We start from the raw sequence: 12,818 nt of genomic DNA, 5'->3' as shown, positions 1-12,818 counted from the left end.
CGACCAGGTCGACAGGGACAGATGTATTCCTTTCCGTCGCGCGCCGCCAGGGGCTTGCCCGCGGCTGCTCCGGTTGGGTAGTCCGGATGCATGACCCGCCTGCGTCGAAGCGATCCGCACGCCCCCGGCATCCGCCGCGTGCGTCATGGTCGGGGGTACCGGTTCCTCGCGGCCGACGGGGCGGCGGTCGACGACCCCGGCACGCTAGCGCGGCTGCGCGAGCTCGTCGTGCCGCCCGCGTGGAGCGACGTGTGGCTGTGCCCCTACGCGAACGGGCACATCCTCGCGACCGGGGTCGATGCCGCCGGCCGGCGCCAGTACATCTACCATCCGGCCTGGCACGAGCGGATGGCGCGCGAGAAGTTCGATCGCATGCTGCAGCTCGCCGACGTGCTTCCCGCCGCCCGGGGCGGCGTGACCCGCGACCTGCGCACCGACGGGTTCGGTCGGCCGCGGTTGCTCGCGGGTGCATTCCGGATGCTCGACTCGGCCCTGCTGCGTGTCGGCTCGGAACAGTATGCGAGAGCGCACGGCAGCATCGGACTGGTCACCCTGCGCGGGTCGCACGCCCGGGTGCGCGGCGGCCGGGTCGTGGAGCTGCGCTTTCCCGGCAAGAGCGGCCAGCCCTGGGAATCCGAGATCGACGACGCCGACCTCGCCGTGCTCATCGCCGGGCTGAAGCGCCGCGGCGGTCGCTCGCTGCTGCTGAGCTGGCAGGACGGCACCGCGCACACCGCCGCCTGGCATCCGCTTCGCGCGGCCGACATCAACGACGACGTCAGACTCCGCACCGGCGGAGACTTCACGGCGAAGGACTTCCGCACCCTGCACGGCACCATCTCGGCGGCCGTCGCCCTGGCCCGGATCGGCCTGAAGCCGACGGCGACCGCGCGCTCGCGCGCTGCCGCCCAGGCCGTGCGCGTCGCGGCATCCGCCCTGGGCAACACTCCCGCCGTCGCCCGCGCCAGTTACATCGATCCGCGCGTGTTCGACCTGTACGACGAGGGCGTCGTCGTCGACCCGTCGCGACGCGTCGAGGGTCAGCTCGTGACGCTGTTCAGCTGAGCCTGTCAACCCGGTGGGCCACGCCGGATGCCCGGGCTATCGTCACCGGCACATGATGAAGGAGGAGCGATGAACGACGACGCCTCAGCCGATGAGCGCGGCACCGAAGACCTCGAACCCCGCGACGAGGGCAGGCAGGAGACAGACACCAGCGGCCGCTCGGGCGGCGGCGATCACCCCAGTCAGGCCGAAGGCGAGGATCCGGAGGACCCGCCGACGCGGCCCGATCCCGACACGACGGGCCATCCGTCACAGGCCGAGGGCTGAGACGCGGCTTCGAAGAACAGCGCTCACCGCGCCGCGCAGGAGCATGATGGAGGTGTGGTCGACATCCTCTCCGCGCTCTCGACGATGCCCGAGCCCCAATACGTCGAGGTGGGCGACGGCGTCGCCCTCGCGACGTACTCGTGGGGTGACGAGAGCGGGCCCACCGTCGTTCTCGTGCACGGGTTCGCGTCGAGCACGGCCGACACCTGGGTGCACACCGGCTGGGTGCGCATGCTCGAGCGCGAGGGCTTCCGGGTGCTCGGCATCGACCAGCGCGGGCACGGCGCGAGCCAGAAGCCGCACGACTCCGCCGGGTACACGGTGCGCAACCTCGCCCGCGACATCGAGGCCGTGCTCGACACGTTCCTCCTCGACGAGGCGCTGTACGCGGGTTACTCCCTCGGCGCACGTGTGGGGTGGCAGGTGGCGCTGGATCTCGGCGACCGCATCCCACGGGCGGTGCTCGGCGGGGTTCCCGACGGCATCCCACTCGACCGGCTCGACACCGATCAGGTGCGCCGGTACGCCATGGACGGCACGCCCGTCGAGGACCCCGTGACGCAGAACTACATCGCGCTGGCCGAGCGGGTGGCCGGCAACGACATGCACGCGCTGCTCGCGCTGGCCGAGGGCATGCGCGATTCGCGCTCGATCGACCCCGACCCCGCGCACGCTCCGCAGCAGCCGGTGCTGTTCGCGACCGGCGACAGAGACGGCGTGCTCGAGGGGTCGCGGCGGCTCGCCGAGGCGGCCGCGCAGGCGACGTTCTTCGAGATCCCCGGTCGGCACCACTTCAACGCGCCGGGTTCGAAGGCGTTCCGCCTGGCCGCGCTGGAGTTCCTGCGGGGCTGAGCCTCAGCGTCGCTCGTCGCTGGAGCGGGCCATGAGCGTGCGGATGACCGCGAAGACGATCACCGCGACGACGGCGACGATCGCGAGTTTCGCGATGAGCCAGATCAGCGAGAAGAGGGCGTTCACGATCCAGAATGCGATGACGACCGAGACGACGACGGCGACGATGGTCCAGATGGTGCTCTTGGTCATGCCTTCAGCCTAGAAGCGTCTACCGTGTGATGGTGACCTTCGACGGCCCGCTCTCGGCATCCGCGTACGAGCTGCTCGGAGTCGACGCCACCGTCTCGGACGACGAGCTGCGCCGCGCCTACCGCCTGCGACTGCGCCAGACGCACCCCGACACCGGCGGCGACGCCGCGGTGTTCGTGCGGGTGCAGCGGGCGTGGGAACTCGTCGGCACCCCGGCGGCGCGCGCCGCCTACGACCAGGGGCGGGGCGAGGCATCCTGGGCGGCGCGCCGGCCGGCTCCCGGCGCGACCGGCACCCGCCCGCGCGGCCGCTCGCACGGCCAGGCGGGCGCCTGGCGCCGCCGCCGCTACCGGGATCTTCTCGCCGACCAGCTCGCTCACGCGGTGACGGATGCCGAGGCCTACGACCCGCTCATCGTGCGCGCCGCGTCGTGGGAGGCGCGGCGCATGCTGGCCGACGCGCTGGCCGAGGAGGCCACCGCCGCGGCCATCGACGAGCTCGGCATCGGGTTCACCGCCTGGCACGACGTCGTCACCGGCGAGGACGACGACGCGAAGCTCGACCACGTCGTACTGGGCCCGACCGGGCTGTACGGACTCATGTCCGAGGATTTCGGCGGGCCCGTGCGGTTCCGTCGGGGAGAGGTCATCGGCGGCCACGTCGGCGGCGCCACACCGATCGGCGACCTGCTCTCCCGCATGCGGATCGTGGCGCGCGCTGCGCGCGTGCGCTTCGGCGGCGCGATCCTCATCCTCCCCGACGACGACCTCGACGACGCGGTCACGCCGCTGGGCTCTGTGCGAGGCGTGCCGGTCGTGGTCGTGCGCCGCAGCGCACTGCGCACGGTGCTGCGCGGCGGGGTTCCGGGAGCCCGTGTGCTCGGCGGCAACGAGGCGTTCGACGTGCGCAGCCGATTGACGCACAGCACCGGCGTGCTCTCCCCCTGACAGCCCGCGGAGGATCGGATGCCCGCGCCGGACGCGGCCGCGAGGGTTACGGTGAGAGCGTGGATGCCACCGACCCGCTGCCCGATCACCCCGCCCCAGACGCCCCGGAGGGCAAGCTCGTGCTGCTGCGGCACGGCGAGACCGAGTGGTCGCGCACCGGGAAGCACACCGGCCTGACCGACATCCCGCTCACCCCGCACGGCGAAGAGCTCGCCCGGTCGGCGGGCGAGCTGGTGACGGGCTACGACTTCCGGCTCGTGCTGAGTTCGCCGCTGCAGCGCGCCCGCCGCACGGCCGAGCTCGCCGGGCTGACGGCGGCGATCGATCCGCTGCTGGTGGAGTGGGACTACGGCGGATACGAGGGCCGCACCACGAAGGAGATCCGGGCGGAGCTGGGCTACAACTGGACCACCTTCGAGCACGGAGTGATCCGCGGCGAGACGCCGGGCGAGACGGTCGAGGAGGTCGCCGCTCGGGCATCCCGCGTGCTGACGAGGGTGCTGCCGGCGATGGCATCCGGAGATGTCGCCCTCGTCGCGCACGGCCACTACCTGCGCATCCTCACCGCAGTGTTCCTGCGGCAGGCGCCCCGGTTCGGCGCGTCGATCTCGCTGGACGCGGGATCGGTGTCGGTGCTGGGGTACGCCCGCGAGCAGCCGGCGATCCTCGCCTGGAACCACGGACCGCGCCTGCCCATGCAGCCCGCCGAGTCCTGAGACGGGATCGGCCTGCCCGCCGGCAGCGACCGCGCATAGGCCGGGCATTGTGCGGCGTTCTCGCCGCGCGGTCAACCGCTCGCCGCGCGTGACGCGCGGCACTTAGGCTCGCGTCATGCACCTGTTCCGCAGCGATCGTCCCCGCCGTGTCCAGCTCGATCAGACGACGGTGGAGCCGCGTGCGACTCGCGCGCCGTGGAGCCTGTGGGCCGACGCGTTCGGACGCCTCGGCATCCGCTCGGTCCAGATCCTGCTGGTGATCGCCGTCGCGGCCGGCATCGTGTTCGTCATCCAGTACCTCACCCTGGTCACCATCCCCCTCGCGATCGCGCTCATCCTCGCGTGCGCGTTCGCCCCAGCCATGAACTGGCTGCGCCGGCACCACGTGCCGGATCTGCTGGCGACGATCATCACCCTGCTGACGATCGTCGCGGTGCTCAGTGGACTGAGCTGGCTCATCGTGTGGGCGGTCCGCGATCAGTGGGACGACCTGTACGCGCAGGCGCAACAGGGCATCGACCATGTCATCGACTGGATCGACACGCTACCGTTCCAGCTGTTCACCCCCGACCAGATCGAGGAGTGGACCAAGACGCTCACCGACTTCGTCACGAGCTCCCAATTCGGCTCCGGCGCCCTCGCCGGAGTCAGCGCGGTGGCGAGCTTCGCGACCGGGTTCGTGCTGCTGGTCACCATCCTCTTCTTCTTCCTCAAGGACGGGCCGCAGATGTGGGAGTTCCTGCTGCGGCCGTTCCACGGCGAGAACGAGCGCCGCGTGCGCCGGATCGGCCACAAGACCGTGGGCGTGCTCGGGTCGTACGTGCGCGGGACGGCGACGGTGGCGCTGGTGGATGCCGTCGGCATCCTCATCGGCCTGCTCATCCTGCAGGTGCCGCTTGCGATCCCGCTCGCCGTGCTCGTGTTCCTGCTGGCGTTCATCCCCATCGTCGGTGCGACGCTGGCCGGCGTGCTCGCGGCGCTGGTGGCCCTCGTGGCCAACGGCTGGGTGAGCGCCCTGCTCGTTGTCGGGGTGGTCGTGCTGGTCAACCAGCTGGAGGGCAACCTGCTGCAGCCGTTCCTGATGGGACGCACCATGAAGCTGCACGCGTTCGTGATCCTCGTCGCCCTGGCCGTGGGCACCGCTCTCAGTGGCCTGGTCGGGGCCGTGCTGGCCGTGCCGACCACCGCCGCCGTGTGGGGCATCATCCAGGTGTGGGACGGCGAGAACCTGCCGGCCAAGTGGGCCCGGCGCAAGCCGCGTGAACCCGAGGCCGCGCAGAGCACGGCCGTGGAGGTCGCCTGAGGAGCGCTCAGCGAGAACCTGTCGCGCTCGGACCGCCGGAGTGGTTGCATGGCGTCATGAGCATCGCGACCTCCGCAGACGGAACCGAGATCTCCTACGCGACGACCGGGGCGGGGCCGGCCGTCGTCGTCGTGAACGGCGCGCTGTCGACCGCCGCGGATGCCGGGCCGCTGGCCGAAGCGCTGGCCGAAGCCGGGTTCCGGGCGGTCACCTGGGATCGCCGGGCGCGCGGCGCGAGCGGCGACCGCCGGGAGTCGGCTCCGGCCGACGAGGCCGACGATCTGGCCGCCGTCATCGGAGCGGTCGGCGGGGTGGATGCCGTGCTCGGCCACTCGTCGGGTGCGATCCTCGCGCTGTTCGCCGCTTCGCGCGGGGTGCCGACCGGTGCGCTGTTCCTGTCGGAGCCGCCGATCGACTTCGACGCGCAGGGGTGGGGCGAGGAGCTGCCGCGACGGCTGCAGGAACTGGTCGACACCGGGCACCGCGAAGACGCCGTCGCGGCATTCCAGCGCGACGCCGTGGGGCTGCCCGCTGAGATGGTGGAGGCGGGCCGCGCGAATGGTCAGCTGGCCGCCCTCGCCCCACTCGCGCAGTCGACCGTGTATGACGCGCGGCTGACGCTGCGCTATCGGCATCCGGATGCCGCTCTGCTCGACGTCGATGTGCCGGTGACGGTGCTGCGCGGCGCGCAGACTTTCCCGTTCCTCGTCGCGTCGTCCGACCGGCTCGCGGGTGAGGTCGAGGGCGCCGAGCTGGTGATCGTGCCCGAGTCGATCATGCACCGCCCCGATCCGGCGGCGACCGCGCGGGTCATCGCGGGGCGGGTGTGACCGCGCCGTTTCAGCAGGCGGAGAGTAATCTCGCGGTATGAGACGGCCGGTACCCGACCCCATCCGCGCGGGCGAGGAGTCGGTGTGGGGGTACCCGCGGCCACCGCGCATCGAGCCGGTGACCGAGCGGATCACGATCCGTCTGGGAGGCGTGCTGATCGCCGACACCGTCGATGCGGTCCGGGTGCTGGAGACCAGCCATCCGCCGGGCTACTACCTGCCGAGCGACTCGTTCATCGAGGGTGCGCTCGTCCCGTCATCCGGATCGTCGTTCTGCGAGTTCAAAAGCGCAGCAGCGTACTTCGACGTGCGCGGCGGCGACCGTGTCGTGCCGGGAGCCGCGTGGACCTATCCGCACCCTGCACGCGGATTCGAGGCGCTGACCGGGCGGGTCGCGGTCTACGCCGGCGACATGGATGCGTGCACCGTGGGCGACGAGCGGGTCACCCCGCAGCCGGGTCGCTTCTACGGCGGCTGGATCACGTCCCGCATCCGCGGCCCGTTCAAGGGCGCACCGGGCTCGATGGGGTGGTGACGCGCCGGGTCAGGCGGTGAGCCCTGGGCCGTCGTTGTCGTCACCGCCGTCGAACGTCGCGGTGAGGATCTGCTCGGCCTCGAGCGTGAGGTCGATGATGCGGGCAAGCAGTCCGGCGAGCGAGGTGGCCTGCAGCAGTTCGAGCTGGTCGATCGGCCCCAGCGGCGCGATCGCCGCGAGCTGCCACGATGCCTCCAGTGGGTTGTCGGAGATCTCGATGTTCGGGTCCCACCGGCTCCCCGAGGTCAGCGCCGCGCGGGTGAGCACGCGGCGCACATGCTTCTCGGCTTCGTCGCGCAGGGGTGCGAGCGCAGGGTCCCAGGTCAGCTCGGCGATCGGGTGCACCTCGGCGGTCGGGTAGACCTCGTCGGTCCACCAGGCGCTCACTTCGATGCGCTCCCCGCCGACGACGAGCAGCTCGATGTCGCGCTCGGTCGCGGCGACCTCGACGATCCGCGCCATCGTGCCGGTACGGAAACGGGTGTCCCCTCCCCCGGCCTCGGATCCGCGTTCGATGAGCACGACCCCGAACGACGGCTCGTGGGATTCGAGAGCCGCGCCGAGCATCTTCAGGTAGTGCTCCTCGAAGACGCGCAGCGCGAGAGGCGTGTGCGGGAAGAGCACCGTCTCCAACGGGAACATCGCCGTGGCTGCCATCGCGCAAGTAAACCACCCCGAGCGACCCCTGGTCACCGACGGACCGGAGCGACGAACGTGCGATCCATTGAGATCAATGTCAGGCGGCCTGCGGTTCAGGGATCCGTCCGAGGCGGACCATGATCTCGAACCGGTCGGGCACGCCCCAGTGCTCCACGATGCGGCCGTCGACGACGCGGGCCGAGTCGTACACGGTGAACTGCACCGGACGTCCGGTCGGCGGGCCGATGAACGGACCGGTGTTCGTGCCGGTCGCTTCGGCCCGCACCCAGATGGTGTCTCCCGCGATCGCCCAGTCTCCGATCGTGAAGTGCAGGTCGGGGAAGGCGTCGTGCACGGTCTTCATGCCATTGCGGATCTTCGCGATCGCCTCGGCTCCGCGGCCGGTCAGCCCGAACTGGTGCTCGATCAGGTCGGGCGAGCAGAGTTCGTCGGCGACGTCGAGGCGACCGCCGGCGAACCCCTCCACGAGCATTCGTTCGACCACGGCGAGCATCTCGCGCGCGGTCGTGGTGCCAGTCATGATGGACTCCTTTGCATCTTGTCTGTATTCATTGCATCGGTTCTGCGCTGAATGCAGGGATAGTATGTCGGGATGGCGGACGGTGTCAAGAGCGAGACGATGACCTATCGGCAGCAGCAGGCCGAGGCGACGAAGGTGCGCATCGCCGAGTCCGCGCGAGAGCTGTTCGCCAGCGAGGGATACAGCGTCACGAGCATGGAGTCGATCGCCGCGCGCGCGGGCGTCGCGACGCGCACGGTCTACGCGGCGTTCGGCGCGAAGCGCGAGATCCTCAACCTGATCTGCGAGCGCTGGCTCGAACGCGCCGGCGCGCGAGCGCTCGCCCGCCACGTGCTCTCCCTGACGGATGCCGTGTCGCGGCTGCGTGGCGCGGCGCACTGGCTCACCACCCTGTACGCGACCGACTTCGCCGTCGCGCTGATCCTCGACTCGGCCGTCGATGAAGACGCCGACACGCGTGCGCTGCTGCACGGCAAGCTGCGTGGGCGCAACCGCGTCATGGATGAGCTGATCGCATCGGTTCGCGACGACCTCAGCATCCCGCTCGACGATGCGCAGGCGATCTTCCGCGCTCTCGGCGCGACCGGCGTGTACGGCGAACTCGTCGGCGCCTCGGGGTGGAGCCCGGACCGATTCGAGACGTGGCTCGCCGAGACCCTCGTCGCGCAGGTGATGCAGAACGACTGACGTCGTCCGCGACAGCTGCCGTGCGAGCCGGACGACGCAGGGCGGCTCGTGCCCTGGAGTGGCGTGCGCCACGATGAGCCGCATGATCGACAGTCATGACCCGGCGTTCCTGGCGACGCCGCTGCCGCTGCCTGCGCCGCCGCAGGCGGTGCGCACCCTGGCGTACCCGAGGTTCAGCGTGCCAGTAGCACCGGGGTCAGTTGAAGTCGCCGCCCCCGCCGCCTCCGCCGAAGTCACCGGGCGCCATGTCCTTGAACCGCGAGTAGTGGCCCTGGAAGGCGACGGTGATCGTCGCGGTGGGTCCGTTGCGGTGCTTGGCGACGATCAGGTCTGCCTCGCCCGGACGGATGTCCTTGTCGTATGCGGCCTCGCGGTGCAGCAGGATCACCATGTCGGCGTCCTGCTCGATCGAGCCGGACTCTCGAAGGTCGCTGATCGCCGGCTTCTTGTCGGAGCGCTGCTCGGCACCACGGTTCAGCTGCGACAGCGCGATCACCGGCACCTGCAGCTCTTTCGCGAGCAGCTTGAGCGCACGCGAGAACTCAGAGACCTCCTGCTGACGCGACTCGACGCGCTTGCCGCTCGTCATCAGCTGCAGATAGTCGATGACGACCAGGCGCAGGCCTTCGCGCTGCTTGAGCCGGCGGCACTTGGCCCGGATCTCGACGAGCGTCATGTTCGGGCTGTCGTCGATGTACAGCGGGGCGTCGTTGATCCGTCCGCGAGTGGCCGCGACGGTGGTCCAGTCGCGCGGGTCGAGGGTTCCCTTGCGCATGTTCTGCAGCGGGATCGCGCCTTCGGCGCTGAGCAGGCGCATCGCGATCTCGCTCTTGCCCATCTCGAGCGAGAAGAAGATCGACGGCTCGTTGTGGCCGATGGCTGCCGCGCGCGCGAAGTCCAGGGCGAGCGTCGAGTTGTGAGTCGGGATCATCGACTCACCGGCGAGGTAGAGGTGTTCGGCGTTGTCGACCTGCACGCATCGCACCGGCACGCTGGCGATCGGACGCACCGCCTTCACGTAGCGACGGCCGATGCGGGCGATGCTGACCGGCCGCTCCTGCTCGTGCAGACGGCGCTTGCGCTCCAGACGGAACACGTCGTCGACGGTCGAGAAGTTGAGGATGTAACACGTCGACGACGCCTCGGAGCGCCCGGCGACTCGCTTGGACGTGCGCCCGCACTTGTATCCGAGGCTCACGATCAGCTCGTACACACTGTCGGCGAGCCGCTTGTTCGTCACCGCGAACTGGCAGGAGCCGGCGCCACGGACGACTGTGCCGTCGGTATCCATCAGACCGGCGAGCAGCTCGCGGCGCTGGCTGACGGAGGCGCGCAGATACTGTGCGGGCACATGCTTGTCTCCGATCACGCCGAGCCCGCGGAGCAGGGCGGTGAACGAGCCGTGGTCGCGATAGCAGTCCGCGCAGCGCTGCGCCTCCCCCGAGAACGGCGAACCGCAGTCAGGGCAGCTCAGGCGTTCGGGGTGAGCGCCCTTGTTCTTCGGTCCGCAGGTGCGGCCGCAGGTGCGCACGTGCGGGTGACGAGCAGTGAACGGAACGCCGCAGACCTCGCAGTCGCGCACGATCGTCTGGGTGGGGAGCTTCAGTGCGTAGAGCATGTTGCCACGCGCCTCGGTACGGATGCCGGTGGCCGCGATGAGCTCGGGGATCTCCGCAGTCTCACTCGTCATGCGCGCACCGTCGCTGTGCCCGTCGCCGAGCCAGGCCCCCAGCACGTACGGAGGGATGGGCAATGCAGCATCCGGGGCGCGCAGCGCGGCTGCGTTCTGCACCGAGTGATTGGCCCGCGCGTCCGCCCCGACGGTGAGCGTTTCACGGATCTGCTCGGTGGTGACCGTGACCGATCCGCCCGCCGGCGAGCGACGCGTCGCGCGCGTCTCGGTCACCCACTGGTGCTGTGCATCGGCCACGATGACAGACCCGTCTGAGAACTCGACCTCGTAGCAAGGACGCTCGACCATGACATCCGTCGCCGCGACCACCCGTGTGGGGCGACCGTGCGCGTCGTACAGCTCGTCGCCGATCTGCACTTCACCCATCGTGGTCCACCCGGTCGGGGTGGGCAGCCGGGTGTCGAGCGCCAGCGCCTTGCCCATAGCGGGTCTCGCGGCGACGACGATCATCTGTCCGCCGTGCAGACCGTTGGTCAGCTCGTCGAGCTCACGGAATCCGGTCGGGATGCCGGTCATCGTGCCGTCGCGGCCGTTGGCCGCCTCGATCTCTTCGACAGCAGCGTCGACGGCGATCGTGAGCGGTACGTAGTCTTCTGCCGTCTCGGAGCCGGTCACCGAGTAGATCTCGGCCTGGGCGTTGTTGACGATGTCGGCGGCGTCACCCTCCCCGGCGTAGCCGAGCTGCACGATGCGGGTTCCCGCGTCGACGAGGCGCCGGAGGATCGCGCGCTCCGCCACGATTCCCGCGTAGTACCCGGCGTTCGCCGCGGTCGGAACGATCGAGGTGAGCGTGTGCAGGTAGTCGGCGCCGCCGGCGCGCCCCAGCTCACCGGTCTTGATCAGCTCGTCGGTCACGGCCACCACGTCGGTGGGCTCGCCGTGCGAGTACAGCGAAAGGATCGCCTCGAAGATCAGCTCGTGCTTGGGCACGTAGAAGTCGGCGCCCTTGAGCATCTCGATCACATCGGCGACGGCGTCCTTCGACAGCAGCATGCCGCCGAGGGCGCTCTGCTCGGCGAGAAGGTCGTGCGGTGGGGTGCGCTCGGGCGCGCGAGAACTACCCAGACGCTCGTTCGAGATATCTGCGATCGACACCGTGCTCCTCCCGGCCGGCACGACTGGACGCTCGTCACCGGCACTTGAGACCGGCGGGCAGTCGGCCTCGGGCACAAGCAGAACACGCGCCACCGACATCCGGTCTCCCTCAAGCTAGAAGGCGGGTTATCCCCATGCAACCGCGCCTGTGGATAAGTGTGTGGAGAGTGTGCGAAGAACTCCGGAGTGTCTGTGCAGAACGGGTGTGGACAACTCGGTGGAGAGTTTCGAGTTCGTCGATTTTTCTGCCTGCTGATCAGCAGTTCTTCGGTTCCCCACCCTGTGGACGAATTTCCGCCTCAACGTGAGATTGAAGGTTGGCCCACCGGAAGGCCCGATGTGCAGAACCTGGGGAAAGTCAAGTGCGATCCCACCCGGGCGCGCCGCGACGCGTCACGAGCCGGTCGACTCGCGGATCACGAGGTCAAGAGGGAGCGTCGAGTCCGCCACGAGCTGCTCTCCGCGGATCAGACGCACGATCGTCGCCATCATCGCCGCCCCCTTCGCAGCGGTGTGCAGATCGACCGTCGTGAGCTGCGGAGACGCGCTCGTCGAGAACACGTTGTTGTCGACGGTGGCGACGGCGACGTCATGCGGAACGCTGATGCCCCGCTCTTTGAGCACGCCCAGCGCACCGGCTGCCATCTGCGCTGACGCGACGAACAGGGCATCCATCTCCACTCCCGCATCGACCAGCCGACGTGCGGCTGCTGCTCCCCCGGTCGGGGTGTAGTCGCCCTCTTCACTGCCGGCCTCTGCGATGCCGGCAGCCGCGAGTGCGTCGCGCCAGCCTTGCAGCCGCTCCTGACCTGCCGACGTGTCGAGAGGCCCGCTGATCGTGGCGATCCGCCGTCGGCCGCGATCGATGAGGTGCTGGGTCGCGAGCGAGCCGACGGCGGTGTTGTCGACATCGACGACGTGGATCTCGTCGCCCGTCTCTCCCGACGGGCGCACTCCGAAGACGACCGGCAGCGTGCGCGCCAGCTCGCGATACGACGAGGAGGCACTGTGATGCGAGAGGATCAGCGCGCCGTCCACGTTGCCGCGGCGGAGCAGCTGGTGGGTCTTCTCCGGATCCTTCTCCGACTCGATCAGCAGGGTGAGGGAGTATTCGGTCGACGACGCGTACATCGCGGCCCCCTGGATCACCTCGGCGAAGTACGGGTCTGCGAAGAATTCGGCTGTACGCTCCGGAATCACCATGGCGACGGTCTGAGTGCTGCGGCGAGCCAGGCTCCGGGCGGCACGATTGGGCACGTACCCGACCTTGGCGATCGCCGCGTTCACCCGGGCGACCGTGTTCTCGGTGACCCGCGGCGACCCGTTGATCACCCGCGATGCGGTCGAGCTCGACACTCCGGCCAGCGCCGCGACCTCCTCGAGGGTCGGGACCCAGGGCTGCGCGCTGCGAGACGCTCTCGTCGTCACTCTTCGTCTCCTGCTGCGCATCCCGCGC

General features: G+C 69.9%; 14 protein-coding genes. 9 read left to right on the top strand and 5 right to left on the bottom strand.

All coding sequences use genetic code 11. The features are described 5' to 3' along the window. The first annotated feature begins 90 nt into the window (after window positions 1-90). From ACWGSM_RS04975 to ACWGSM_RS04965, 3 genes are all read left to right on the top strand, one after another. Window positions 91-1,065 carry a DNA topoisomerase IB gene (locus ACWGSM_RS04975; RefSeq protein ID WP_452321848.1) on the top strand — a complete coding sequence of 325 codons (975 nt, stop codon included), beginning with the start codon at window positions 91-93 and terminating at the stop codon, window positions 1,063-1,065. A gap of 69 nt (window positions 1,066-1,134) precedes the next feature. Further along, window positions 1,135-1,332, top strand: a complete 198-nt coding sequence (locus ACWGSM_RS04970) for a hypothetical protein (protein WP_452321847.1) — start codon at window positions 1,135-1,137, stop codon at window positions 1,330-1,332. Window positions 1,333-1,416: 84 nt separating this feature from the next. Then, complete coding sequence (locus ACWGSM_RS04965) at window positions 1,417-2,184, top strand: alpha/beta fold hydrolase (RefSeq protein WP_452321884.1); 768 nt, start codon at window positions 1,417-1,419, stop codon at window positions 2,182-2,184. 3 nt (window positions 2,185-2,187) lie between these two features. Here ACWGSM_RS04965 and ACWGSM_RS04960 read toward each other — a convergent pair whose 3' ends face one another. Beyond that, entirely contained in the window at window positions 2,188-2,376 is a 189-nt protein-coding gene (locus ACWGSM_RS04960; protein ID WP_452321846.1) for a hypothetical protein, read from the bottom strand. A 29-nt stretch (window positions 2,377-2,405) separates the two neighbouring features. Here ACWGSM_RS04960 and ACWGSM_RS04955 point away from each other — a divergent pair, with 29 nt between their 5' ends. The 5 genes from ACWGSM_RS04955 to ACWGSM_RS04935 all read left to right on the top strand — a co-directional run bounded on the left by ACWGSM_RS04955 (window position 2,406) and on the right by ACWGSM_RS04935 (window position 6,707). Continuing rightward, entirely contained in the window at window positions 2,406-3,323 is a 918-nt protein-coding gene (locus ACWGSM_RS04955; protein ID WP_452321845.1) for a J domain-containing protein, read from the top strand. Between the two features lie 59 nt (window positions 3,324-3,382). Further along, window positions 3,383-4,039: a histidine phosphatase family protein gene (locus ACWGSM_RS04950; protein ID WP_452321844.1), complete on the top strand. Its 657-nt coding sequence runs from the start codon at window positions 3,383-3,385 to the stop codon at window positions 4,037-4,039. Between the two features lie 115 nt (window positions 4,040-4,154). Next, a complete protein-coding gene (locus ACWGSM_RS04945; RefSeq protein ID WP_452321843.1) occupies window positions 4,155-5,342 on the top strand; it encodes an AI-2E family transporter in 1,188 nt (395 codons plus the stop codon). A 56-nt stretch (window positions 5,343-5,398) separates the two neighbouring features. After that, a complete protein-coding gene (locus tag ACWGSM_RS04940) occupies window positions 5,399-6,172 on the top strand; it encodes an alpha/beta fold hydrolase (protein ID WP_452321842.1) in 774 nt (257 codons plus the stop codon). 37 nt (window positions 6,173-6,209) lie between these two features. Further along, window positions 6,210-6,707: a DUF427 domain-containing protein gene (locus ACWGSM_RS04935; RefSeq protein WP_452321841.1), complete on the top strand. Its 498-nt coding sequence runs from the start codon at window positions 6,210-6,212 to the stop codon at window positions 6,705-6,707. A 9-nt stretch (window positions 6,708-6,716) separates the two neighbouring features. On the opposite strand, the gene ACWGSM_RS04930 is transcribed toward ACWGSM_RS04935, so the two are convergent. Together ACWGSM_RS04930 and ACWGSM_RS04925 are read right to left on the bottom strand one after the other, a co-directional pair. Beyond that, entirely contained in the window at window positions 6,717-7,364 is a 648-nt protein-coding gene (locus tag ACWGSM_RS04930; protein ID WP_452321840.1) for an LON peptidase substrate-binding domain-containing protein, read from the bottom strand. A 79-nt stretch (window positions 7,365-7,443) separates the two neighbouring features. Then, window positions 7,444-7,887 carry an ester cyclase gene (locus tag ACWGSM_RS04925; RefSeq protein WP_452321839.1) on the bottom strand — a complete coding sequence of 148 codons (444 nt, stop codon included), beginning with the start codon at window positions 7,885-7,887 and terminating at the stop codon, window positions 7,444-7,446. A 72-nt stretch (window positions 7,888-7,959) separates the two neighbouring features. Between ACWGSM_RS04925 and ACWGSM_RS04920 the strand changes: the two genes are divergently transcribed. After that, window positions 7,960-8,574 (top strand): TetR/AcrR family transcriptional regulator, encoded by a 615-nt coding sequence (locus ACWGSM_RS04920; RefSeq protein WP_452321838.1) that lies wholly within the window; start codon window positions 7,960-7,962, stop codon window positions 8,572-8,574. Window positions 8,575-8,770: 196 nt separating this feature from the next. Here the strand turns inward: ACWGSM_RS04920 and dnaB are convergent, their stop codons facing one another. Together dnaB and ACWGSM_RS04910 are read right to left on the bottom strand one after the other, a co-directional pair. Then, window positions 8,771-11,461, bottom strand: coding sequence for a replicative DNA helicase (gene dnaB / locus ACWGSM_RS04915; protein ID WP_452321837.1), 2,691 nt, complete (start codon window positions 11,459-11,461; stop codon window positions 8,771-8,773). A gap of 294 nt (window positions 11,462-11,755) precedes the next feature. Next, on the bottom strand, window positions 11,756-12,790 hold the full coding sequence (locus tag ACWGSM_RS04910; protein WP_452321836.1) for a LacI family DNA-binding transcriptional regulator: 1,035 nt from the start codon (window positions 12,788-12,790) through the stop codon (window positions 11,756-11,758). Window positions 12,791-12,818 lie beyond the last annotated feature (28 nt).

The sequence above is a fragment of the Microbacterium sp. NPDC055521 genome (assembly GCF_053619695.1).
This window is presented reverse-complemented; position numbering and strand designations above follow the sequence as displayed.